Source organism: Pseudoalteromonas sp. SWN29 (genome assembly GCF_015864465.1).
Classification (GTDB): domain Bacteria; phylum Pseudomonadota; class Gammaproteobacteria; order Enterobacterales; family Alteromonadaceae; genus Pseudoalteromonas.
This window is the reverse complement of the sequence record NZ_JADYXE010000009.1, coordinates 49,524-71,724: the sequence shown is the minus strand read 5'-3', so window position 1 is coordinate 71,724 and position 22,201 is coordinate 49,524. Positions and strand designations below refer to the sequence as shown.

Here is a 22,201-nt window from a genome sequence, read left to right as displayed (position 1 = left end):
AGCATGAGCGGTAAAACATTATAAATAAAAATAAACTTCTATAATTTTCTTAACTTTATCGGTAAGTTAGACAATACTAATTATATTACTAATACAAAAATTAACTGCCTGAGTTTGCAGTTACTTTACAGGCTGAACACAAAAGGACGGCAGCTTTATGTCTACAGAAAACGCTTTATTAACGATTCTAGTCGATAGAATAAATAACGATACGTTGGTTTTACCAACGCTACCTGAAGTAGCGATTAAGGTTCGCCAAGCTGCAGATAACCCTGATGTTAATTTAATGCAAATGTCAGATGTAATCTCACAAGATCCAGCGCTTTCAGCTCGTATGATAAAAGTAGCTAATAGTGCAATTATGGGACGCTCTGTAAAAGTATCTAATTTGCATCAAGCAGTGACGCGTATTGGACTGCGCCAAATTAAAAATATTGCAACGGCTATGGCTATGGAGCAATTATTTGTATCAAACAATGAGCTAATTAAAGGCTACATGGGTAAGGCATGGCAAAAAACATTAACGGTTGCTAGCCATTCAATAACACTCATGGAGTTTTACTTAAAAAACAATAAACACACTTCATTAAACCGTGATTCAATTACATTAGCTGCGCTTGTTTATAATATTGGTGTATTACCAATTTTAACTGAAGCTGAGCGCCACCCAGAAGTATTTGCCAATCCAAGCTTTTTAGCTCACGCAATTCAAAAGTTGAGTGGAAAAATTGGCTCATCCATCATGCAAGCTTGGGAGTTTCCTAAAGAGTTTGTAGATGTGGCTCTAAGCTGGGCAGATCCAAGTTACAAACCTGATAAGGTTAGTTACGTAGATTTTATAAGAGTAGGGGCTATTTTAGAGGGGACGTTACAAGTTTCTGATAAATCGGCAGCGCTGCAAACATATATAGATAAAGGTGTAATACCCTCTATGCAATTATTCACAAGTGATGAATACAACGATATGCTAACTGATGTGAAAAACATGTTTAGCTAAACATGTTTTATTACACAAACAAAAAGGGTTAACTTGCGTTAACCCTTTTTGTTTTTATTGAATGGCGTCTAATACTATCCCATCGGTTCTACGAGTGGGGTATAGCGATTCAACTACAAAGCTTGGTATAAACCCTTTAGCTGATGACACCACTACTTTAGATTTAGCACCAATAATACGTGCATTAACAATAACGCCACGATTAGTGTACGTAAGTGTGCCAGTTAAAGTGTATTCAATATGTGGATAGCCTTTAATGTCTTTACCATTTCGGCTAAACGAAAAATCACCCAAAGGCGTCACGTGCACTGTACCTGTATGTTTGTAATCAACAACAGACAAACCAAACTCTTGTAATTCAGTAATAAAGCTTTCAGCTAAATGATTACCAAAAATATTAGTGGTTTGCAGATTATCGTCTAAATTTACAAACGAAGTGATAGCGATAGGCGTACTACTATTTATGTAATTCATATTTTCAATCAGCTTCATTGCTAATTGCTCTGTATAATTACTTAGTAACTTACTGCTGTTAATTGGGCGGTAATTATTTTCAGGAAACTGCCAGTTACTAACGCGAGGCTGGTTATATTCAGCATAGCGATTGTGAGCGTTATTATAGCCAATATTGTTTTGTGGTGCATGTCCATTATAAATGGGATGAGTAGAACACGCTGAAAGTGAAAGTGTAAAAAGTGTCGATAAAGTAAGAGATATCTTTTTTGATAACATGTTTTCTTCCTGAAACATAAGGGAATTTTATAAATACCCCTCCTTATCGACACACTTTTTGATTACTTTAATTAAATTTAATAATTAATTTGTTTATTTTTGATTATGGTGTTTTTGTAACCTCTTCTTTTTTATAGCGAAGCTTACCTGCTACCCATGTTTGTAGTACGTTCGTCTTGTATATCTCGTCAACAGGCACTTTAAAGTAGTCTTTATCAATTAAAATAAAGTCGGCCCATTTTCCTTTTTCTAAACTACCCACTTTAAATTCTTGATGGGCCGCATAAGCGCCACCGAGAGTAAATGCTCGTAATGCATCTTCGCGGCTTAATACTTCACTTGGACGCCAGCCATTTTCAGGCAGCTTGTTATGATCCATGCGTGTGATAGCTGAATACAAACCATCAAATGGATTTGCAAGCTCTACAGGGTAATCAGATCCTGCTGCAACAACAGACCCTTGCTTTAAAAATGTTTGCCAAGCGTAGGCACCGCTTAATTGTTTTTCAGTTAAACGCTGCTCTACCATATGCATATCAGAAGTGGCATGCACTGGCTGCATAGAAGGAATTATTTTTAACGCTTTAAAACGAGGGATATCCTCAGGCGTTACAATTTGTGCGTGCTCGATACGATTGCGCAGTAATATACCGCCGGTTTTTTTAAACACATTTTGATAGGCATCGAGTACTACTTTATTTGCTTTATCGCCAATTGCGTGGGTGTTTGCGCTAAAGCCGCTTTTAAAGCTTTGTGTAAAGAGCGCTTCGAGTTTTTCTTGTGTTTCAAGCATTAAACCATGGTGGCCAGATCTGTCTGCATATTCTTCAATCAGAGCGGCGCCGCGAGAGCCCAGTGCGCCATCGGCGTAAACTTTAACACTGCGAATTTCCATAAAGTCATTTTTGTCGTGGTATCGGCCTGCTTTTAACATTGTGCCTAAATCAGGGCTTGCACCACTTAACATTGCCACAATACGTAGCGGTAAATTACCAAGGTCGCCGCGCTCTTTGTAAACTTCCCATGTGGTTTTATCAATGCCAGCATCGTGAGTAGAGGTAATGCCTAAACTTAATAAATGCTTACCTGCTGCATCTAGTGAGTCACTTATATCTTGCCTTGAGGGGGCTGGCATATGCTGGGTAATTAACGATTCTGCTTTATCTACAAAAATACCTGTAGGATTACCAAATTCGTCTTTAATTATTTCACCTCCTTCAGGGGCTTTTGTTTGGGCGGTAATACCAGCAAGTTCGAGCACTTTTGAATTAACCCAAATGGCATGGCCATCAACCCGGGAAAGTACCACTGGTCGATCGCTCACTACTTTGTCTAGATCTTTAGCTGTAGGGAAGCGTGTATCAGCCCAAAGTTCTTGGTTCCAACCACGTCCTATAATCCAGCCTTGTTTTTTATCGGCAAATATTTTTAGTTTATTTGTTACTTCATCAACCGATATTGCACCGCGTACATCAAGTTGCGATAAGTTATCTCCTAGGCCAATAACGTGCCCATGGGCATCAATTAAGCCAGGTAATAAGGTATTACCGTGTGCATCAATTAGTTTAGCGTCTGGGTAACTATCTTTAAGTGTATCGCTACCTAGCTTTACTACTTTGCCATTTTTAATAACGAGGGTAGTGAATTGCTGTACTTCACCTTGATATAAAGGCGTGTAGCCATTGGCGTTATAAATTACTTTTGTTTGTGCGAGAGTGTAACTAGAGCTTGCGCAAAGGCTGGCTAGTATGAGTGGTTTGATTATTTTTTTGAGTAGCATAAGGCATTATTTTTTATTGTTAGTGCGTTAACATTAGCAAACCCAATTTTATAATACCAATATGTGAGACAAATTATGAAGAGGAAAAAAGTAGTAAAGCTAGAACATAAAAATATCTAGCTTTTGAAAGGGTTTATTTACTAGCGTATAAGCTGTATTCACTTAGCGTTAGCTTACCGTCTTTGTCTTGATCGTAGCTTGAAAACCGAGACCAAAGAGCGGGATCTACTGCTGTTTCTGCGCGTGTTAAAAAACCATCCTGGTTTCTATCAAGTTTTTCAAATTGCTCTGCAATATTGTTGCTTGCAGCAAAGCCTAATGTGCTAAAAATACTAAACGCAAAAAGCGTTATATAGCTTGTTTTTTTCATGAAAAATACTCAGTAGAGGTTATTAGTAAGGTAATTTTTAAATTCGATTAACGAAATTTGGTTATCTTGATTTTTATCCCATTTTACAAATGTGTTTAAAAGTTGTGGCTGGGGAGCAAGTTCGTCATGTGTCAGATAGCCACTTTTATCATTATCAAGGTGATCAAAGCGTTGCTTCACATCAAGTGCAGCGGCATCAAAACTTAGTAGCATAAAAATGCTTATAACTAGGGAAAGTATCCTCATGGTATTCCTTCCAAAAGATGTATTAAAATTTTGTGGCTGAAATAAGAGGAAAAAGCACTTGCCGTAATTTAACTCCCAACATTAAATCCTTTTACACACTCCCTCAGGGATTATGGCAAATGCTTTTAATTCCAGTCTACCTATAACAAGCTTAAGTAAAGCTTAATCAGTAATTACTCATTAGGGTCTGTTGATCTTTGCGGATTAAAATTTGTTCAAACTAGGGGCTATTTAATCGCGGCGCGAGATTTGTAACCTAGTGGGCTAAGTAAAAACCGAGCAACAAAGAGTAAGTAGCCCCTAGGAAGAACCCTTTGGGCAGCGCCTGTTTGGCATTAATGCTACGTTATCGCCCATTTATGGGGAATAACCACACTGCATAGGCTCTGCCTTGACTAAATACCAAACAGACTGCTGCAAATTTAACCTTGAAAGATCAACAGGCCCTAAGGTTTAAAGCTTTCAAATTCTTTTTTTGAGATTTTTTCATCACCGTCTTCATCTAAGTCGGCAAACTGTCTCATTACTTCTTTGTCTTCTTTTGCTTCTACAATTGATATTTGTCCGTCCATATTTTTATCTAAATGGGAAAAACGCACGTTTATTGGCGATGCTAGTACGGTTGCACTAATGGCTAAAAACATTAATGAAAAAGCGGCTATAAGTTGTTTCATAATCACGTTCCTTATTAAATGAGTTTATTGGATAAACTTTTTGAATTCATCTAGCGACAATTGACCGTCTTGATTGGTATCAATTTGTGAAAAATTCTCGTGTAAAACAGCATCTTCACCTGCTTCGGCTTCACTTAATGTGCCGTTACTGTCTTTATCAAGCTCGTTAAAGGTGGCGTGAACGTCCATAGCGTGTGCGTTAGCGCCTAAAAAGCCTAAAGCCAGTAATGATGAAATTACTAAAATGCGTTTGTTCATAATTATTTCCTTATTGATTAAAGTTATTATTCCTATTACAAAAATGATGCCAAAAATAATTATTGTTATTTTTCAGTAGTTTATTGTTTTCACTTTAAGAGTGTGAGAAATTTTTACGGGGTTTATTGTAATTTTTGTGTGCCTTTTGCAACATTATTTAATGATGTTGATGAGAGGGATTTAAAATCAATGACTTACGTTGTCTCCATTTGGCGACACGCTATTTTGTTAGTGTTAGTTGTTAATCGTATTAAATATAATTGCTGGTTCAGCTAGCGTATAAGGTAAGCACTTAATAATAGAGCGCTTAACTTAAAAGGACGAAACGCAATGCCAGCAACCATAGCTAAAAAATACCAAGCAATGCTTAACTGGCGGCCTAATTTAATTGGGCAATTTGCAATGAGTATGCTGCTTTCGTTACTCCCCCTTTCTATAGTGGTAATTGTGTTTTTAAATGCGCTTAACAAGCAATTAGCAGTGACTCAAAGTATTGTGAGTAACAACTACCAAGTTACCAAATCGTTTAATACTCTAAAGCAAGAACTCAACAGCCTTGAGCGCGCCACTAGGCAAAACTGGGTATTAAAAAGTGAATCGCTCGATAAACTCATTGTCGATAAATGGCAGTCATCCCTGCAAAGTATCGATGAGCTTAAATTTGTAAACACGAATAAAGATTATACTCACCAATGGCAGCGCTTATATACCACCCTACAAACCGCGCATGCTGAATTGGTTGAGCAAAAACAACAACAAGCGGAGCTATTTGTGCCAGTGAGTGATTTAGTTGCTGAGCTTACTTTATGGTTACGTGATAAAAATGAAGCGCAAATTACCAATAACCAAAATGAGCTGACAAGCTTGCAAGCTTCATTTATAAACTGGCTGGTGGCACTTATTCCGCTTACTTTAATTGTAGGAGGTGGTTTTTTATGGCGCATAAGTGGGCGACTAAAAGGGTTAACTACGGTTATTGATAAGCTAGGGCAGGGACATTGGCAGCAAAAAATATCAGTTAAAGGCTCCGCTGAGCTAGTTGAGTTAGGAGAAAAGCTTCAGTGGGTGCAAGAGCAACTTCATATGCTTGAGCAGCAAAAAGATACTTTTTTACGCCATGTAACACACGAGCTAAAAACGCCGCTTGCTTCAATGGTCGAAGGCACTGATTTACTAACTGATGAAATAGTAGGCCCAATTACAGGTGAGCAAAAAGCAGTGCTTGAGCTTATTAGCCAATCTATGGTGCGCCTTCGTACAATGATTGACAGCCTGCTGAGTTATAATGCGATTCGCACCAGTAAAGACAGCCTAAGCGAAGTTGAGTTTAGCTATCTTATTAATAAAATTAATAGCCATTTTGAGCATCGTTTAAGTGCGCGTGAGCAGGCTCTAAAATGGCAAAATAACTTACCAAATAAACCGCTTGCTTTACCTAGTGAGCTTATTGAGATGATTTTAATTCAGCTTATTTCAAATGGCTTAAAATTCTCAGAAGATAAGCAGATCGTTACTATTAATTTAGCACTTGAGCAAAACCAACTTTGCATTGCTGTACTTGATAAAGGCTGCGGTATTAAAGAGCAAGAAAAAACTCAAATTTTCAGCGCATTTTATCAAGGTAAACACAGTAAAAATGTTACGCTGCAAGGCAGTGGGCTGGGCTTAACTATTGTAAAAGAATCTGTTGAACAGTTAAGAGGAACACTTACTGTTGAGCATAACGAGCCACATGGTTGCCGGTTTTCAATTAAAATTCCCATAACAAAAAATCTAGGAGTTAATTAGCATGGGCTTGCGTTTAATCGCTATTTTAAGTGTGCTCAGTAGCAGCATGGTTATATCAGGTTGTGAAATTAATAATGGGCAAGAAGAGCGTGTGTCAATTACACCTGTACCTGTGGTCGATACCAAAATAAAAAACGACAAAAACAGTAAACCAAGCCCCAAACCCAGACCAAAAATTGAACCTAGCTATCCTCCAGCAGATCAAGTTATTGCATGGCACGCTAATCAGTGTGGTGGATTTAAATTAGTGCCTAAAAAAGATATTTTTACGGGCGAGAACGACCTTAAACGGTTTTTTAAATTTATGTGCTTAAACATAAATGATGATCCAAACACGGTAATGACTAAGTTACTAAAACTCGATTTAGCTTACTTTTGGCCAGACGACATTAAGCAATATTTATGGCTTCAAAAACAGCAAGTGACGATGCAAATAAACGCTAAAAAAGAGCAGCAAGCACTTAACAATAAAATGCAAGAAACCCTCTCATCGTTAGCAACTATTGAGCAACAGCTTTTACTACGAGAAGAAACTAAGGAGCAGTAACTATGGCAGTAACTAAAGTGCAAGGTGCAAAAGTATTACTCGTTGACGACGACGCTAGCTTATTAAAACTGCTCGCTATTCGCATTGAATCAAAAGGGTACGAAGTAACGACCTGTGAAAGTGGCTTAATTGCACTACAAATACTTAAAAGCCAAGTGTTTGACGCTGTAATAACCGACTTGCGTATGGATGAAATGGATGGCATGGCACTGCATCGCCAGTTGCAAAGCCGTTACCCTGCGTTGCCTGTCATTATGATGACAGCGCACGGCTCTATTCCTGATGCGGTAGAAGCGACCAAACAAGGCATTTTTGCATTTATAACTAAACCCGTAGATAAAGATGAGTTATTCGACAGCCTTGCTAAAGCGATAGAAATTCACGGTGTTAACGCTGATGAAGCTGCGCCAAAAAGCAATATAGTTACGCGTAGCGGCACAATGCTGCACTTGCTTGAGCAAGTAAAACTACTTGGGCCAACACAAGTTAATGTACTCATTTCGGGGGCTAGTGGTACAGGTAAAGAGTTACTTGCACAGGCTATCCATCAACATAGCCACGTAAGCGACGGACCTTTTGTTGCAATTAACTGTGGGGCTGTACCGGGCGAGCTTTTAGAATCCGAATTATTTGGCCATAAAAAAGGCTCTTTTACGGGCGCAATTAAAGATCATCAAGGGTTGTTTCAACAAGCTGAGGGTGGCACGTTATTTTTAGATGAAATAGGCGACATGCCACTTAACTTACAGGTTAAGTTACTGCGCGTATTACAAGAAAAAACGATTCGTCCGGTGGGTTTTCAAGAAGAAATAGCAATTGATGTACGCATTGTATCGGCAACACATAAAAATTTACCCGAAGCTATTTTAAACCAACAATTTAGAGAAGATTTATACTATCGCTTAAATGTCGTTAATTTAAAATTACCGCCACTGTGTGAGCGCCGCGAAGATATAAGCTTATTAGCGCAGTACTTTAGCGCAAGCATTGCCAAACGTATGAACCAAAATGAAAAGCACTTTGCCAGCGATGCCATGCATGCGCTTGTGCGTTACGATTGGCCGGGTAATATCCGCCAACTACAAAACGTCGTAGAGCAAGTGGTTGCATTAACGCCAAGCGATGTTATTTCAGAGCACTTAGTGTTAGCTGCACTTAACAGTAACGAAACAAACGTAGAGCCGTTATCACTTAACGACGCTAAAAAAGAGTTTGAACGCGACTACGTAATCAATACTTTAAAAATGGCAGGTGGCAATGTAGCAGAAGGGGCTAAGCTTGCTAAACGTAATCGCTCAGATTTTTATAAGTTGATTAAAAAGCATAATATTGATGTTGATAATTTAGGTTAAGGAAAAGCATGCAGTTATTTATGGTGTATTTGGGTGGCAGGATTCAAGGCTGCCACATTGAAATGCACGATATTCGCTTTGTAGTAGGGGAGAATATTGAGCAAACCTACTCAAAGTTAAAAAGCCAATGGGTGGGCGATAAAAGCAGTGTTCATATGGATAGCTTTATGGCAATAAGCCACATTGATGGATTTAAAGTAGAAGTGGTTGATAGCTACGTTGAACAAAATAAACAACTTTATTTTGTAAACCTAGGGGCTTATAGAGGTGACTCTATGGCTGAGCAACACGACTTTGCACTGTATGTTGCAAGCAGTAGCCATGAAGCTAAAGAGCGAGCTAAAAGCGATTTGCTAGCAGGCCTTAGCCATATTCATAAAGACGATTTGCACGACGTAGACGATTGCTTTGCGATTGATTTACTCGACAGCCAATTAAATATTAAGCTGACTCCAAGCAGGCAAGCTCAAACAATAAAGCCAGACTGGTTTGGCTACCACGTACTTTAAATCAGCCAAAAAGCAGGATTAAGAGTCCTGCTCGTTTTGTTCATCCTTTTCGCTTTTAGCCGCCATTTTAAATGCCACAATAACCAACCCAAACATAGCAAACGGCAAAGCTGCCAACATGTATTCAACCATATTACTGTCTTGAAAATTTGCTTGTAGCAAAAAGTGACCCGCCACACACATTAAAATAACCACTAATAAAATGGGCAGTAGCATAAGTTCTTTTTTTGATGAATGATTTTTCATTGAATGTGTAGCTATAGCTGAAAATAATGCGCCATTGTAATGAGCTTACTTAAGCTTGGCAAACATCACAGAACTTATTAATTAATGATATGATTAGTGTCAAATAATTAAGCTGATGTTATGGGAATAAAGTGAAAAGTAACTTAAAGCAAGTTTACCTCGTTGGTGGTGCAGTGCGCGACAAGCTGCTAAATATAAAATCAAAAGATAACGATTATGTGGTAATTGGCGAAACGCCAGAGACGATGGAATCGCTCGGTTTTGTACCAATCGGTAGCGACTTTCCGGTTTACTTACACCCAAAAACAAAAGAAGAATATGCACTGGGGCGTACAGAGCGAAAAAGTGGCAAAGGCTATACAGGCTTTGTGGTTGATGCCAGCCCAAAGGTGACGCTCGATGAAGATTTAGCAAGGCGCGATTTAACTATAAATTCAATGGCGCTTGATGAACACGGTAACATTATTGACCCATTTAATGGCCAAGCTGACTTACAAAATAAAATACTGCGCCATACTACAGAGGCTTTTGTAGAAGATCCTGTTCGAGTACTGCGTATTGCCCGTTTTTTAGCGCGCTATGGTAGTGACTGGCGTATTCACCCAAGTACGTATGCATTAATGCGTGAGCTTAAAAATAAAGGTGAGTTAAACCATTTAGTACCTGAGCGGGTATGGCTTGAAACCGAAAAAGCACTGGGTGAAAAGCACCCTGAGCTTTATTTTGAAGCATTGCAAGGTTTGGGGGTTTTTCCAGAGCTTGAGCGTATGGCTAATGTACCGCAACCAGCAAACCATCATCCAGAAGGGGATGTATTTGTACATACTATGCTGGTACTTAGGCGCGCAGCTGATTTAAACTTTAACTTAGAAACTCGTTTTGCAGCCCTGACTCATGACTTTGGTAAAGCACTTAGTTTTAAAAAGTATGGAAATTTACGTGGGCACGAACGCGAAGGTGTTGCGGTAGTTGAAAAGTTTTGTGAGCGTTTAAAAGTACCTAATCGTTTTCGCGACATTGGTGTACTCACCAGTGATAACCACACGCTTTGCCATACGGTCGATCAACTAAGGCCGCAAACCATTCATAAGCTAATAGTGACTAACTTAAATGCGTTGGTACACCCAGAACGTTTTATCGCGTTTACCCAAGCATGCCAATGCGATGCACAAGGGCGAGGTGAAACATTGGTTGATAAGCCATACCCACAAGCAGCTAAACTGAGAGCAATTTATACTGAATTGCAAAAAATGGATAAAAAGCAGATAGTGCAAAATGCGCTTAAAAATGGCAAAAAAGGCCCTGAAATAGGCGAAGAAGTAAAACTTGCAGAAATAAACTGCATTAAAGCATTTTTAGAATGCGAAAAGCCTCAAGCGTAATAAAATTAGACTAAGTAGTGCGATACGCCTTGGTTTTTAGTTATGTCGTGCTTTCTTAGCTCTTTGTAGTTAGTACTTTTTGGTTTTACACTTTCAGACTCAGGTTTTTTAGAGGGCCTGTATAAGTCAAAAATAAAGTCTAGTTCTTCACGCTCTAGTGATGGTTTCATGAGTATTCCTTCAATTCAATACTTTAATACGATGTAGGGTATGGTTATTCGACTGAATAAAAAGTGAATAGTTACATTTGAAGTTGTACTAAATTGTAATCGGCAGTTTTGAAGGGGTAAGCGGCGCGTTAAACCGCTCTATTAGCTATTTTAGTTATGTAAAGGCAAGCTCACAGTAAACACCACACCATCGCCTTGTTCGTTATTTTGTGCAGTTACACTGCCTTTATGGTAATCGCACACCAGTCTTACAATATAAAGTCCTAATCCCAAATGCGGTTGTTGCTGCATTTGCTGGCTACGCACCGACACCATAGAGTCAAAAATATGCTCAGTGAGTCCTTCGGGTAACGCGGGGTCTGTATTACTCACTGTTAATGTTGCTTTATTTTCGCTCTGCTTAAGGCTTACATTAATCGCCGTATTGGCTTCACTGAACTCCAGCGCGTTATTAATAAGCTTATCAAGCAGCTGAGCTATAAACTCCGGCGCACCTTGCATGGGTAGTTTGCTTTGGCATACATCAAGCGCAAATAACTGGTTTGGGTAAGTAAGCTGATAGCCTTGCATGCAGCCATTTATTACTTTTTGTAAATCAAAAGGCTCTGGCTCGTTACTTTGAATACTTTGCTCGAGGCGAGTTGCTTCGCTCATGGTCGTTATTATTTTACCTAAGCGTTCAACGCCTTCACTGGCGCGATCGAGGTATTTTTGACTCAGCTCGTTTTGCGGCAAGCTTTGTAAGTTTTCGAGGGACGAGCGCACTACGGCAACAGGCGTGCGCAGCTCGTGTGATAATCGCGACGACATATTTTCTAAGTAATCGGTATAGCCACCAAGTCGGCTGACAATGTTTGAAAAACTACGAGACAGATCGCCAATTTCATCATTAGCGTCGCTGTAATTAATACTGCCGGTAACACGCCTTTGTGAGTCAATTGCTTGCTCAGCTGTATCGCGCAGTCGCCTAATGCGGCTCGATATACGCGAGGCAAAAAAGAATAGCGTGACAGTACCAATTAGCATCACGGCTAAAATAACGTTGAATAGTTTTTCGAGTGATTTATTACGCAGCGTACGTACGCCGTTTGTGGTTTCCTCTGCTATTACCGCGCCAATTACTTGATCTTGAATCCAAATAGGGTAAGCGGCCGATAGAATAACGGCTTTACTGTCGGGTGTTAATCGCCAAGACGATGCTGGTTGTCCTTTTAATGCTTTCGCTAAGTGCGTGCCTTGCATAGAAGCTACATCGTGCAGGGTATCTAAAAATTCGTTTTCTGGGCGCGTTAATATTTTATAGTAAATTGGGTGCAAGTAATTTTGCTCAAAGCGCTGCCACCACGTCTCAGGAGCCTGGTTAGCAAGTCCATCAGCCCAAACGCCATCTGCATTTTGAATAGTTCCTGTTTGTGCCAATACCCGATGATGATTATCGACCACCCAAATGCGGCTGCCACTGTGGCCCATGCCTTTTAAAATACGGCTGATTTCTGGAGAAGGGACTAATACCGAGCCTAAATCGTTCGGGTTATTTAAGTTTGAGGTCGACATTATTTTTGGTTCTAACAATGCCTCTTTGCTATCAATGTCAACAATGGCAAAGCCAAGTTTGTTGCCCAGCATGCTTATAGGAAAGCGCAGTTCTACATTATAGCCAGTGTCAGTACTTTCAAAATACCCCTGAATTTTTGTAAAAGGTATTTTGGTTTTAGCATCAAACGCATTAACCCAACCGTTTTGGCGCGGGGCAATAATGTAGGTATTAAATTGGCCGTCAGGCGTTTTTAGGCCAATTTTTAAATAATCGTTATTGGTAATGCTTAAGCTATTTTTAGCGCGATAAATAAGCGTGTCGTCAGTTACTTTAAATAGCGCATATAAGTAATTATCAAATTTTCCCACCATGTGATCAAACGACAAGTCGCTGGCTTTATGAGTACTGTTTGTTTTTTGTAAGTAGCGTTTATCGTAATGCCAAAATAGTGGTTGGTAGCTGTCCCAATCGGTGAGTTTACCGTCTAATTGAATAGGATTTTTAAGATTATAAGCGTATAAATCGCGCCCTTTTACTACTTGGTCTAAAAAGTTGGTTTGTTCGTCAAATAATGCGGGGCGTTCGTGCAATGCAGTCGCAAGTGCGCGAGTGGTGCCTACTAGGGTTTTTTCTTGGCCTTGGCGTAAAAACTTTTCCATCTCCCATACGTACTCGTAGCCGAGCCACGGTAGCAAAAACAAAAAACATGAAAGTAATATAAATTTACTGCGCAGGCCAAATCGTAGCATTAGTGTTGTTCCCACCTGTAACCCATGCCATACACGGTATCTATGCAATCAAAGGCGCTATCGAGTGCTATAAACTTTTTACGAATGCGTTTTACGTGTGAAGTAATAGTGCTGTCGTCTACGTAAATTTTTGCATCGCTCATTAATTCGTTACGGCTTTTAACATGGCCTGGTCGCTGGGCGAGTGAATGCAGCATCCAAAATTCGGTTACGGTTAAATCAACGAGTTGTTGTTGCCAAAACACCTGCATACGTTGCGTGTCGAGTGTTAACTGCCCGCGTGTTATGAGGGCGTTTGCATCAGCAGGTTGTGCAAGTGCTTCCATGCGGCGAAACAGCGCACCAATACGTGCAGCCAAGTGAGCCAAGCTTATGTCTTTTGTTAGGTAGTCGTCGGCACCCATACGCAGGCCGCATACGGTATCTATTTCGCTATCGCGGGCGGTTAAAAAAATAATAGGTAGTGTTTTAGAAAGCGATCGCAATGTTTGGCACAGTAAAAAACCACCATCTATTTCATGACCTAAGCCAATATCAACAATGGCTAAATCGGGCAGGGCATTTTTAAATTCAGCTTCTGCGCTGGCGCGATCTGCAAAGCCACTCACTTGGTAGCCCTGCGCGCTAAGCATTTCAATGTAGTTTTCGCGGATTGCGGGTTCATCTTCAACGATGGCTATTTTTTTCATTCTAATCATTATCCTATTGCCTCTGCTGTGCACTATAACGAAGTTTTTAAGCTAAGTAAGGTTAAAAAGGCAATTGCCTTTTTTTTGCCACAATTGCTCAGCAGTTTGCCATTTTTGCTCCTCTTTGTTGCCACTTGAACTTGTTTTAATAGAGCCATCAAAACAAAACATCACAAATTAAAAAGTAATTTAAAGGATCACATCATGAAGAAGACATTAATTGCATTAACACTCGTTGCTAGTTTTTGCACTCCAGTAATTGCCTCAACATCTAACACGCCATCAAAAGAAGCCCATAAAGAAACGGCTATTGGTTTAGGTGCAGGCGCTATTATTGGCGGTGTAGTGGGCGGGCCAATTGGTGCGTTTATTGGGGCATTTGCCGGTGGCTTAATAGGCGATTCAAAAGTCGCTGATAACAAAATTGCAGAACAAGAGCGTGCCATTACAGTAATGAAAGAAAAAACCAGCGATTACCAACACGTGCTTAACCACAACAATATGTTAGAGCAACAGTTAGAGGTACTGGCTAATCAAAATGAGCAGTTAACTCAGGCTCAAATAAATAACTTACTAGCGATGACAGTGCAATTCAAAACAGGTTCAAGTGTTATTGCCCCTCATTTTGCATTGCAGTTAGACCAACTTGTTACCTTGTTAAACAACCAACCACAACTCGCGCTTGATTTAAGCGGTTTTGCCGATCAGCGCGGCGATGAGCAAGCTAACCTTTTACTTTCTAAAGCGCGTGTAAATGCCGTGCAAAGCTATTTAATAAAACACGGTGTGAGCCACAAGCGCTTAAGCACGCAGGCATTTGGCGAGCAGCAAACATTGGCTAACAGCAACACAGTAGAAGATAACTTTTTTGATAGACGCGTAACGCTTACCACTCGCTCAATGAATAGTGTAAGTGGCCAAACGGCGAGTAACTAAACCTAACTGAATTTAAGTAAAGCTAAGCGTTCGATGGAGTGATTTATGTTGATATTGAGTAAACCAACCAAAGTGCTTACTCTTAAATGGGTAAGCCTTTTTATACTAAATATATTTGTGGTGTTAGCAAGCTTTAAAAGCCATGCACAATCACCCAAGTTAGAGCTTTTTGATAGCAATGGTGCGCCTGCAGGCTCAGCAATAATATTAAAAAGCGACGCCAATATGACCTTAACCGGCCTGATTAATCACGTTGTAGTAACGCAAACCTATCAAAACGAAAACCCGTTTGCTGTTAATGCGCGCTACGTTTTTCCATTGCCTGATGAAAGCGCCGTGCATGCCATGACCATGCACATTGGTGAGCGAATCATTAAAGGCCAAATTGATAAAAAAGTGGAGGCCGAAAAAAAATACGAAGAGGCTAAAAAAGCAGGTAAGCAAGCAGCACTGGTACGCCAGCAACGCGCCAATATGTTTATTACGAATGTGGCAAACATTGGCCCTGGTGAGCAAGTAATTATTGAGCTTGAGTATCAAGAAATAATTGACTACAGCAGCGGCACATTTGCTATTAGGTTTCCTACTACCATTACACCGCGTTATCACGCTATTAGTGGTGAAGTTGAGCAAAGTAATATCGAAAAAACAGCATTTAATCCAGCGCCAACAGGTTGGTTAAGCCCTGTCTACAGTACTCAAAATATCACTCAAGATAGTACTCAAAATGATAACGCACCAAGCAGCCAATTTAGCTTAAACATTGATATAGACGTAGGGTTAGAGCTGGTGGATATCAATTCTAAATTTCATAATGTTGATGTACAAAACACTGCGTTTGGGCAATATAAAATAGCGTTAAATGAAGCAAATGCAGTTAATCGCGACTTTGTACTTGAGTTTAAACCGCTGCAAAAAGAGCAAGCTCAAGCTGCATTTTTTACTCAGCAGTTTGAAAATGGTGACCGATACGGGCTTGCTATGCTAATGCCACCAGGGGATCACTTTACACAAACGCAGCGATTACCTCGCGAAATGGTATTTGTAGTTGATACGTCTGGCTCTATGCACGGGCAATCTATGGAGCAAGCTAAAAAAGCCTTGTTTTATGCGCTGTCATTACTTGATAGCGACGACAGTTTTAACATTATTGGTTTTGACAACATAGTGACTCCAATGAGCGATAAACCACTTATAGCCAGCGATTTTAATTTACGCCGCGCAGAGCGATTTATTTATGGCCTAGAGGCCGACGGTGGCACGGAAATACAAGGTGCGCTTAATGCCGTACTTGATGACAGCCAGTTTGATGGTTTTGTACGCCAAGTTGTATTTTTAACCGACGGTAGTGTAAGTAATGAAGACGCATTGTTTAAAAACATTCAAAGTAAATTAGGCGATAGCCGCTTATTTACGGTGGGTATTGGCAGCGCACCTAACAGCTTTTTTATGCGCCGAGCGGCAGATATAGGCAAAGGCTCATTTACGTTTATAGGTAGCACAAGTGAGGTGCAACCTAAAATGCAGCAGTTGTTTGATAAGCTTGCACATCCGGCTATTACTAATTTGGCGCTAAGCGATGAAAGCGGTAACAGCTTAGATTTTTGGCCATCACCACTGCCAGATTTATATTTTGGCGAGCCTATCATGGTCGCTATAAAACTTAATAATGCTAAAAGTGTGGTACTTGCTGGGCAAACAGCACAAGGGCCTTTAAGTATTAAATTAAGTACACAAAATACCTCAAGCGCTCAAGGTATAGCAAAACTGTGGGCGCGCCAAAAAATTAAGTCATTACTTTTATACAACGAGCAAAGTGCCGTTAAAGATGAAGTACAGCAGCTTGCACTTACTCATCAATTACTTAGCCCCTTTACTGCTTTTATAGCGATTGAACAAACTCAAATAAAAGAAGTGGCAGAGCAAACGGCGCAAGCTACTAATGCAGTACCACAAGGTATGGCAATGCGTTTACCGCAAACCGATGGGCAAAGTAGGCTGCATATATTATTAGGCTGTATTTTATTATTAGGATTTGGCGCTCTTAAAATAAACCGATCATTTAAATTAAGCAGGGCACGTAAATGAAAAAATGGCTAAGCGCGGGCTTACTAATAGCTGGGCTTGGTTTATTTGGTCACGGCGCCTACATGCAGGCAAAAGCATGGCTTGCTCAAGTATTAATTGAGCAAGCATGGCAAGAGGCGCTTAAAGCACCCGGCACTAAAGTAAAGCCGTGGTATTACGCCGACAGCTACGTGACTGCAAAGCTTGATTGGCCAAGCCATAATAAAACATTAAGCGTATTGGCTGGAGCGAGTGGTCGTAATTTAGCATTTGCGCCTAGCCAATTTTTACCCGCAGGGGATCTTGGCGGAAAAGAATTTGGCAATAAAAAGGGCGCGCTAATAGCAGGGCATAACGACACCCACTTTGCATTTTTAAAAAACGCAAAAGTAGGGGAGGCGTTTACTTTGCAATTACAAAGTGGGGTGATACAAAATTATAAGGTAACGGGGATTGAGGTTATTCATCAATCCCAACATGACTTTTTACAAACCCCCGGGCTGTATTTGCTTACCTGTTACCCTTTTGATTCACTTGCCTCGGGTACTGATTTAAGATTGCTTGTATCTGCACAAATGTCTTCGCCCGATTCACTAAGTGGTATATCAACCACAAGTTCTTGATGGCGCTGGCTGACCATTACGCCAATAAACACCACAAATATGCTCAGCCATTGCCACACGTTGAGCACTTCGCCCAAAATAATAGCTGACAAAATAAGTGTAAAAATAGGAATTAAATTAGAGTAGGCCGCCGCCGTAAGTACCGATACTTTGCTAATTGCATAGTTGTACATGCCGTAGCCGCCAAGGGTTACACACGAACCTAAATACAAAATGCTCATAAGTGCGGTTAAGTCGTGTTGGTTTTCGCTTGGTAGGTCGATAAAAAATAAAAACGGCGCAAAAAACAAGCTGCCGCTAATACCTTGCAGTGCAATTAAAGTAAGGGGCGAGTAGCGATTAGCTAAATGTTTAATACTTACCGTATAAAATGCAGCGCACACCATAGCCATCAACTCTAAAAAGTTACCCAGTAATGGATTAGGTGCTTGCTCAGAATTGGGTGAAAGAAGAGTAAGTAAAATACTGCCGCCAATACACAGCGTAAAACCAACAACAATGGCTTTGCTTATGTATTCTTTAAGTAATAAAAAGGCAAGTAGCGCAATAATTATAGGCAAGCACGATACAATAACACCGGCCTGCGAAGCTGATGTATATTCCATTGCATGGCCTTCAAATAAAAAGTACAAACAAGGCTCAGCAAGCGACATACCCACTAAATACTTCCAGTCACCTTTTAAATACTCAAACCGAATAACATAACGCCATAAACAAAGCGATAAAACTAACGTAGTGAGCATGCGTAAAAATATCACCAAGGCAGGGTCGTAAATGGCAATGGCATATTTGAGCGCAATAAAAGAGCTGCCCCATAAAAAGGTGGCAATAATTAAACATAAACTGGCAGGCATAGAGAGTAATTTACATAATTTAATAAAATCAGATCCTAGCATGAATATTTTTAACTTGTTCAAAAATACCGAGCTGGTATAAATTAATTCATCTTTAATTAATCAGTAGTAAAAAGCACATGCAAAGGGAACAGGTAATAGTTGTAAAGCTTGGTACAAGCGTACTTACTGGCGGCACCGATAAACTAGATAAAGCACACATGGTTGAATTGGTACGCCAATGCTGCGAGCTTAAAAAACAAGGCCACCAGGTTATTTTAGTGTCGAGCGGTGCAGTTGCTGCTGGGCGCGAACAACTATTAAAACCCTGTGGCAGAAGCTTAATTGATAAACAAATGCTTGCTGCAATTGGACAAGGTCAACTTATTCATATTTGGCAGAGCTTGTTTGGTTTATACGGTGTAAATGTAGGACAAATGCTGCTAACTCGCGCTGATGTAGACGACAGAGAGCGATACCTTAATGCCCGCGATACACTCACGGCATTATTAAATTACGACGTTGTGCCTATTATTAACGAAAACGACGCAGTCGCTACCAGCGAAATAAAAGTAGGCGACAACGATAACTTGTCGGCACTTGTCGCTATTTTGGCTAATGCTAATAAGTTACTGCTGCTAACCGATCAAGAAGGGTTATTTACCAGCGATCCGCGCACCAATGCCAATGCAACCCTTATTGGCGAAGTTACACATATAAATGATGAGTTACGTCAACTTGCTGGTGGCAGTGGTACAAATTTAGGCACCGGCGGCATGGCAACTAAATTACAAGCCGCCGACATTGCAAGGCGCGCAGGCGTTGAAGTTATTATTGCTAAAGGCGCTGGTAAAAACGTTATTTTAAAATGCATGAGTGACGAATTACCTGGCACGCGTTTTTTAAAACTCACCGCTCCAAAAGATGGCCGTAAAAAATGGTTACTAGCTGGGCCTAAAAGTACCGGCCAAATTGTTATAGATGCAGGTGCTATTGGCGCCCTTCAAAATAAAGGCGCTAGCTTACTCGCTAAAGGCGTTACTAATGCATTTGGACGTTTTGAACGCGGTGATTTAATTGATTTAATTGATAATAAAAATCAAGTGATTGCACGGGGCTTAACGCGCTTTAGCAGTACCGAGGTAAATAAAATAAAAGGTGCGCATTCTAGCCAAATAGGTAAGTTACTTGATTACGATAGTGGCGCAGAAGTACTTCATAGGGATGATATGGTATTGCTATAGAAGCACTTTTAGTAAATTAAATTACTTGAGTGTAATTCTCGCAGTATTACACTTTTTTGATTGTAAATTTGTGCTAAAATCTGGCTCCTTAAATTGTTGTAAGCAGAGCACAGAACATGAAATTAGTTCGTTGGTTTTTAGGTTGTATAATCTTATTCTTTAATTTTGTATTTACTCCTCGCAGTAAAAAGCGTGCAAGCGATGTGCAAGCGCAGCTTGATCAGCAAACCTCACAATTTAAACTATATCAATTTAAAGCATGCCCGTTTTGTGTAAAAGTGCGTCGCGCTATTAAGCGCGAAGGCTTAAACATAGAAACGCGTGACGCAAAAGACAATGAGCAATATCGTCAAGAGCTACTAGAACAAGGCGGCAAAGTTAAAGTGCCTTGCCTGCGTATAGAGCAAAACGGCCAAGTAGAATGGCTGTACGAATCAAACGATATTATTGCTTACTTAAACAAAGTAGCTGCATAAACCACTTAATTTTTATCTCACTTATCTAAAGAGACATTACCATGACAATCCGTACTCGTGTTGCCCCGTCGCCAACAGGTGACCCGCATCTTGGCACTGCTTACATCGCCTTATTTAATTACTGTTTTGCTAAACAACAAGGCGGTGAATTTGTACTTCGTATAGAAGATACAGACCAAGTACGTAGCACGCCAGAGTCAGAACTTGCGATTATGGATAGCCTACGCTGGTTAGGGCTTGAGTGGGATCATGGTCCTGATGTGGGTGGCGAATTTGGTCCTTACCGTCAATCTGAGCGTAGCGATTTATATAAAAAATACGCGCATCAGTTAGTTGACGATGGTAAAGCGTTTTACTGCTTTGCAACAAGCGAAGAGCTTGATCAAATGCGTGAAGAGCAAATGGCAGAAGGCCTACGCCCTAAATATGACGGTCGTGGTTTAAACCATACAGAACAAGAAATTAAAGCAAACTTAGCTGAAGGCAAACCTTACGTTATACGTATGAAAATCCCAAGCGAAGGCACATTTAAGTTTAACGACTACCTACGTGATGAAATTGAGATCCCGTGGGAAAACGTAGACATGCAAGTGCTATTAAAAGCTGATGGCTTCCCTACGTACTTTTTAGCGAACGTAGTTGATGACCACCATATGGAAATTAGCCATATTTTCCGTGGCGAAGAGTGGATTAACTCAGCACCTAAATTATTAAAACTGTATGAAGATTTTGGTTGGGAAGCGCCAGTACTTGGTCACTTACCATTACTACGTAACCCAGATAAATCAAAGCTGTCTAAGCGTAAAAACCCAACATCTATTAATTACTATAAAGAAATGGGTTACCTGCCAGAAGCCGTGCTTAACTACTTAGGCCGTATGGGTTGGTCAATGCCAGATGAGCGTGAAAAGTTCACACTTAATGAAATGACTGAAAACTTTGACATGAAGCGTGTATCGCTTGGTGGCCCAGTATTCGACGTAGATAAATTAAGCTGGTTAAACGGCATGTGGATCCGCGAAAACCTAACCGATGAGCAGTTAATTCAGCGCTTTGTTGATTGGAAGTTTAACGGTGAAATGCTCGCTAAAATATTACCAGAAGTTAAAACTCGTATTAATACGCTGTCGGATATGGTTGAGCTTGCAGGGCACTTTGTAGGGGGTATTCCAACTTACGATCCGGCGTTATTAACAGCAGGTAAAGCTGACGAAAACGTAATTCGCCAAGCACTACAATTTTTTGTATGGCAGCTTGAAGGTTTACGTAGCTTTGAAAAGCCCGCTATTTTTGCAATTGCAAAAGAAGTGGCTACATTCCACGAGCTAAAAATTAAAGACTTTTTAGAGCCAATATTTGTCGCAATTACTGGCAAAACATCAAGTACGTCAGTGCTTGATGCAATGGAAATATTAGGGTCTGACTTATCACGTGCTCGTTTACGTGTAGCTCTTGCTCATTTAGGTATTTCTAAAAAGCAGGCTAAAAATATAGAGCGTGCGTACCGCGAATACCCAAGTGCATAATTGCTAAACAATGTATTTTTAAAAGCCGAGCTTATTAGGTTGTAAATAAGCTCGGCTTTTTTGTTTCAGGCTGTTTAGCTATATGACATCGTATTTTGATATTGTTTAGCCTAAGCATTCACTATTTACTAAATGCTACAATGCGGCATATAAACTCATAGGAGGCAGTATGATTGCAACCGTTAAAAACAAAGCTATTTTTAGCAGCAATACATTTTCGATAAACCTTGTTACTTACCCAACTAATCACAGCGTAATGAATCATATTGACCCTGTGCAGCAAGGGCGCTATTACAAGCTCAACTTTGTATTAGAAAAACCTAAAGCGGGTGGGGTATTTAAATGCTCAAAATGCATTATAAATTTATTTAATCGTGTGTATTTGTTCAGACCCGATAAGTACGAACACAGCGTCTCTAAAATCGAGTCTGGAAAGCGTGTGCTACTGAGCTTTGCGCTTAATATATAAT

24 protein-coding genes are annotated in these 22,201 nt (G+C 40.1%); 13 read left to right on the top strand and 11 right to left on the bottom strand.

The window, feature by feature from the left end:
• Window positions 1–157: 157 nt before the first annotated feature.
• Window positions 158–997 (top strand): HDOD domain-containing protein, encoded by an 840-nt coding sequence (locus I6F53_RS05340; RefSeq protein WP_166420484.1) that lies wholly within the window; start codon window positions 158–160, stop codon window positions 995–997.
• A gap of 54 nt (window positions 998–1,051) precedes the next feature.
• On the opposite strand, the gene I6F53_RS05335 is transcribed toward I6F53_RS05340, so the two are convergent.
• From I6F53_RS05335 to I6F53_RS05310, 6 genes are all read right to left on the bottom strand, one after another.
• Window positions 1,052–1,729: a FlgO family outer membrane protein gene (locus I6F53_RS05335; RefSeq protein WP_166420483.1), complete on the bottom strand. Its 678-nt coding sequence runs from the start codon at window positions 1,727–1,729 to the stop codon at window positions 1,052–1,054.
• Window positions 1,730–1,832: 103 nt separating this feature from the next.
• Window positions 1,833–3,509, bottom strand: a complete 1,677-nt coding sequence (locus I6F53_RS05330; protein ID WP_197238785.1) for an amidohydrolase — start codon at window positions 3,507–3,509, stop codon at window positions 1,833–1,835.
• Between the two features lie 133 nt (window positions 3,510–3,642).
• Window positions 3,643–3,879: an EF-hand domain-containing protein gene (locus tag I6F53_RS05325; protein WP_197238784.1), complete on the bottom strand. Its 237-nt coding sequence runs from the start codon at window positions 3,877–3,879 to the stop codon at window positions 3,643–3,645.
• Window positions 3,880–3,888: 9 nt separating this feature from the next.
• The gene (locus tag I6F53_RS05320; protein ID WP_197238782.1) at window positions 3,889–4,125 is read right to left on the bottom strand and encodes an EF-hand domain-containing protein; all 237 of its coding nucleotides are present in this window, start codon (window positions 4,123–4,125) and stop codon (window positions 3,889–3,891) included.
• 446 nt (window positions 4,126–4,571) lie between these two features.
• Window positions 4,572–4,799, bottom strand: coding sequence for a hypothetical protein (locus I6F53_RS05315; RefSeq protein WP_166420478.1), 228 nt, complete (start codon window positions 4,797–4,799; stop codon window positions 4,572–4,574).
• Window positions 4,800–4,823: 24 nt separating this feature from the next.
• Complete coding sequence (locus I6F53_RS05310; protein WP_002961641.1) at window positions 4,824–5,057, bottom strand: EF-hand domain-containing protein; 234 nt, start codon at window positions 5,055–5,057, stop codon at window positions 4,824–4,826.
• A 330-nt stretch (window positions 5,058–5,387) separates the two neighbouring features.
• On the opposite strand from I6F53_RS05310, the gene I6F53_RS05305 reads away from it, so the two are divergent.
• From I6F53_RS05305 to I6F53_RS05290, 4 genes are read left to right on the top strand one after another with little or no spacing between them, the layout of a single operon-like run.
• Window positions 5,388–6,845, top strand: a complete 1,458-nt coding sequence (locus I6F53_RS05305) for a sensor histidine kinase (RefSeq protein ID WP_197238780.1) — start codon at window positions 5,388–5,390, stop codon at window positions 6,843–6,845.
• 1 nt (window position 6,846) lies between these two features.
• Entirely contained in the window at window positions 6,847–7,392 is a 546-nt protein-coding gene (locus I6F53_RS05300) for a hypothetical protein (protein WP_197238779.1), read from the top strand.
• A gap of 2 nt (window positions 7,393–7,394) precedes the next feature.
• The gene (locus I6F53_RS05295; protein WP_197238778.1) at window positions 7,395–8,744 is read left to right on the top strand and encodes a sigma 54-interacting transcriptional regulator; all 1,350 of its coding nucleotides are present in this window, start codon (window positions 7,395–7,397) and stop codon (window positions 8,742–8,744) included.
• A gap of 8 nt (window positions 8,745–8,752) precedes the next feature.
• Window positions 8,753–9,253: a DUF1543 domain-containing protein gene (locus I6F53_RS05290; protein WP_197238776.1), complete on the top strand. Its 501-nt coding sequence runs from the start codon at window positions 8,753–8,755 to the stop codon at window positions 9,251–9,253.
• An 18-nt stretch (window positions 9,254–9,271) separates the two neighbouring features.
• Here the strand turns inward: I6F53_RS05290 and I6F53_RS05285 are convergent, their stop codons facing one another.
• The gene (locus I6F53_RS05285) at window positions 9,272–9,499 is read right to left on the bottom strand and encodes a hypothetical protein (protein WP_024611697.1); all 228 of its coding nucleotides are present in this window, start codon (window positions 9,497–9,499) and stop codon (window positions 9,272–9,274) included.
• A gap of 131 nt (window positions 9,500–9,630) precedes the next feature.
• On the opposite strand from I6F53_RS05285, the gene I6F53_RS05280 reads away from it, so the two are divergent.
• The gene (locus tag I6F53_RS05280) at window positions 9,631–10,881 is read left to right on the top strand and encodes a multifunctional CCA addition/repair protein (RefSeq protein WP_197238775.1); all 1,251 of its coding nucleotides are present in this window, start codon (window positions 9,631–9,633) and stop codon (window positions 10,879–10,881) included.
• Between the two features lie 5 nt (window positions 10,882–10,886).
• Here the strand turns inward: I6F53_RS05280 and I6F53_RS05275 are convergent, their stop codons facing one another.
• The 3 genes from I6F53_RS05275 to pdsR all read right to left on the bottom strand — a co-directional run bounded on the left by I6F53_RS05275 (window position 10,887) and on the right by pdsR (window position 14,026).
• Complete coding sequence (locus I6F53_RS05275) at window positions 10,887–11,051, bottom strand: hypothetical protein (protein WP_197238774.1); 165 nt, start codon at window positions 11,049–11,051, stop codon at window positions 10,887–10,889.
• 150 nt (window positions 11,052–11,201) lie between these two features.
• The gene (pdsS, locus tag I6F53_RS05270) at window positions 11,202–13,337 is read right to left on the bottom strand and encodes a proteobacterial dedicated sortase system histidine kinase (protein ID WP_197238772.1); all 2,136 of its coding nucleotides are present in this window, start codon (window positions 13,335–13,337) and stop codon (window positions 11,202–11,204) included.
• Entirely contained in the window at window positions 13,337–14,026 is a 690-nt protein-coding gene (pdsR, locus tag I6F53_RS05265; RefSeq protein ID WP_197238771.1) for a proteobacterial dedicated sortase system response regulator, read from the bottom strand. Before pdsR ends, pdsS begins: the two co-directional genes overlap by 1 nt.
• A 204-nt stretch (window positions 14,027–14,230) precedes the next feature.
• Between pdsR and pdsO the strand changes: the two genes are divergently transcribed.
• The 3 genes from pdsO to I6F53_RS05250 are packed head-to-tail and all read left to right on the top strand — an operon-like array spanning window position 14,231 to window position 17,652.
• Window positions 14,231–14,962 (top strand): sortase-associated OmpA-like protein PdsO, encoded by a 732-nt coding sequence (gene pdsO / locus I6F53_RS05260; RefSeq protein WP_197238769.1) that lies wholly within the window; start codon window positions 14,231–14,233, stop codon window positions 14,960–14,962.
• Between the two features lie 51 nt (window positions 14,963–15,013).
• The gene (locus tag I6F53_RS05255) at window positions 15,014–17,050 is read left to right on the top strand and encodes a marine proteobacterial sortase target protein (protein WP_197238804.1); all 2,037 of its coding nucleotides are present in this window, start codon (window positions 15,014–15,016) and stop codon (window positions 17,048–17,050) included.
• Window positions 17,047–17,652 carry a class GN sortase gene (locus tag I6F53_RS05250; RefSeq protein ID WP_197238768.1) on the top strand — a complete coding sequence of 202 codons (606 nt, stop codon included), beginning with the start codon at window positions 17,047–17,049 and terminating at the stop codon, window positions 17,650–17,652. The genes I6F53_RS05255 and I6F53_RS05250 overlap by 4 nt, the downstream gene beginning before the upstream one ends.
• Here the strand turns inward: I6F53_RS05250 and I6F53_RS05245 are convergent.
• On the bottom strand, window positions 17,547–18,506 hold the full coding sequence (locus I6F53_RS05245) for a DMT family transporter (protein WP_024604368.1): 960 nt from the start codon (window positions 18,504–18,506) through the stop codon (window positions 17,547–17,549). The two genes, I6F53_RS05250 and I6F53_RS05245, sit on opposite strands and share 106 nt — an antisense overlap.
• Before the next feature lie 119 nt (window positions 18,507–18,625).
• Here I6F53_RS05245 and proB point away from each other — a divergent pair, with 119 nt between their 5' ends.
• The 4 genes from proB to I6F53_RS05225 all read left to right on the top strand — a co-directional run bounded on the left by proB (window position 18,626) and on the right by I6F53_RS05225 (window position 22,200).
• Window positions 18,626–19,729 (top strand): glutamate 5-kinase, encoded by a 1,104-nt coding sequence (gene proB, locus I6F53_RS05240; RefSeq protein WP_197238767.1) that lies wholly within the window; start codon window positions 18,626–18,628, stop codon window positions 19,727–19,729.
• Window positions 19,730–19,845: 116 nt separating this feature from the next.
• Window positions 19,846–20,205: a glutaredoxin family protein gene (locus I6F53_RS05235; RefSeq protein ID WP_197113089.1), complete on the top strand. Its 360-nt coding sequence runs from the start codon at window positions 19,846–19,848 to the stop codon at window positions 20,203–20,205.
• Between the two features lie 41 nt (window positions 20,206–20,246).
• A complete protein-coding gene (gene gltX / locus I6F53_RS05230) occupies window positions 20,247–21,731 on the top strand; it encodes a glutamate--tRNA ligase (protein ID WP_197238765.1) in 1,485 nt (494 codons plus the stop codon).
• Between the two features lie 169 nt (window positions 21,732–21,900).
• Window positions 21,901–22,200 carry a hypothetical protein gene (locus I6F53_RS05225; protein WP_021032137.1) on the top strand — a complete coding sequence of 100 codons (300 nt, stop codon included), beginning with the start codon at window positions 21,901–21,903 and terminating at the stop codon, window positions 22,198–22,200.
• The last annotated feature ends 1 nt before the right edge of the window (window position 22,201 follow it).

What these genes read in the sequence shown, in the direction of transcription:
- I6F53_RS05340 (WP_166420484.1), top strand. Translation starts at nt 158, where the DNA reads ATGTCTACAGAAAACGCTTTATTAACGATTCTAGTCGATAGAATAAAT.
- I6F53_RS05335 (WP_166420483.1), bottom strand. Translation starts at nt 1,729, where the DNA reads ATGTTATCAAAAAAGATATCTCTTACTTTATCGACACTTTTTACACTT.
- I6F53_RS05330 (WP_197238785.1), bottom strand. Translation starts at nt 3,509, where the DNA reads ATGCTACTCAAAAAAATAATCAAACCACTCATACTAGCCAGCCTTTGC.
- I6F53_RS05325 (WP_197238784.1), bottom strand. Translation starts at nt 3,879, where the DNA reads ATGAAAAAAACAAGCTATATAACGCTTTTTGCGTTTAGTATTTTTAGC.
- I6F53_RS05320 (WP_197238782.1), bottom strand. Translation starts at nt 4,125, where the DNA reads ATGAGGATACTTTCCCTAGTTATAAGCATTTTTATGCTACTAAGTTTT.
- I6F53_RS05315 (WP_166420478.1), bottom strand. Translation starts at nt 4,799, where the DNA reads ATGAAACAACTTATAGCCGCTTTTTCATTAATGTTTTTAGCCATTAGT.
- I6F53_RS05310 (WP_002961641.1), bottom strand. Translation starts at nt 5,057, where the DNA reads ATGAACAAACGCATTTTAGTAATTTCATCATTACTGGCTTTAGGCTTT.
- I6F53_RS05305 (WP_197238780.1), top strand. Translation starts at nt 5,388, where the DNA reads ATGCCAGCAACCATAGCTAAAAAATACCAAGCAATGCTTAACTGGCGG.
- I6F53_RS05300 (WP_197238779.1), top strand. Translation starts at nt 6,847, where the DNA reads ATGGGCTTGCGTTTAATCGCTATTTTAAGTGTGCTCAGTAGCAGCATG.
- I6F53_RS05295 (WP_197238778.1), top strand. Translation starts at nt 7,395, where the DNA reads ATGGCAGTAACTAAAGTGCAAGGTGCAAAAGTATTACTCGTTGACGAC.
- I6F53_RS05290 (WP_197238776.1), top strand. Translation starts at nt 8,753, where the DNA reads ATGCAGTTATTTATGGTGTATTTGGGTGGCAGGATTCAAGGCTGCCAC.
- I6F53_RS05285 (WP_024611697.1), bottom strand. Translation starts at nt 9,499, where the DNA reads ATGAAAAATCATTCATCAAAAAAAGAACTTATGCTACTGCCCATTTTA.
- I6F53_RS05275 (WP_197238774.1), bottom strand. Translation starts at nt 11,051, where the DNA reads ATGAAACCATCACTAGAGCGTGAAGAACTAGACTTTATTTTTGACTTA.
- pdsS (WP_197238772.1), bottom strand. Translation starts at nt 13,337, where the DNA reads ATGCTACGATTTGGCCTGCGCAGTAAATTTATATTACTTTCATGTTTT.
- pdsR (WP_197238771.1), bottom strand. Translation starts at nt 14,026, where the DNA reads ATGAAAAAAATAGCCATCGTTGAAGATGAACCCGCAATCCGCGAAAAC.
- pdsO (WP_197238769.1), top strand. Translation starts at nt 14,231, where the DNA reads ATGAAGAAGACATTAATTGCATTAACACTCGTTGCTAGTTTTTGCACT.
- I6F53_RS05250 (WP_197238768.1), top strand. Translation starts at nt 17,047, where the DNA reads ATGAAAAAATGGCTAAGCGCGGGCTTACTAATAGCTGGGCTTGGTTTA.
- I6F53_RS05245 (WP_024604368.1), bottom strand. Translation starts at nt 18,506, where the DNA reads ATGCCTGCCAGTTTATGTTTAATTATTGCCACCTTTTTATGGGGCAGC.
- proB (WP_197238767.1), top strand. Translation starts at nt 18,626, where the DNA reads ATGCAAAGGGAACAGGTAATAGTTGTAAAGCTTGGTACAAGCGTACTT.
- I6F53_RS05235 (WP_197113089.1), top strand. Translation starts at nt 19,846, where the DNA reads ATGAAATTAGTTCGTTGGTTTTTAGGTTGTATAATCTTATTCTTTAAT.
- gltX (WP_197238765.1), top strand. Translation starts at nt 20,247, where the DNA reads ATGACAATCCGTACTCGTGTTGCCCCGTCGCCAACAGGTGACCCGCAT.
- I6F53_RS05225 (WP_021032137.1), top strand. Translation starts at nt 21,901, where the DNA reads ATGATTGCAACCGTTAAAAACAAAGCTATTTTTAGCAGCAATACATTT.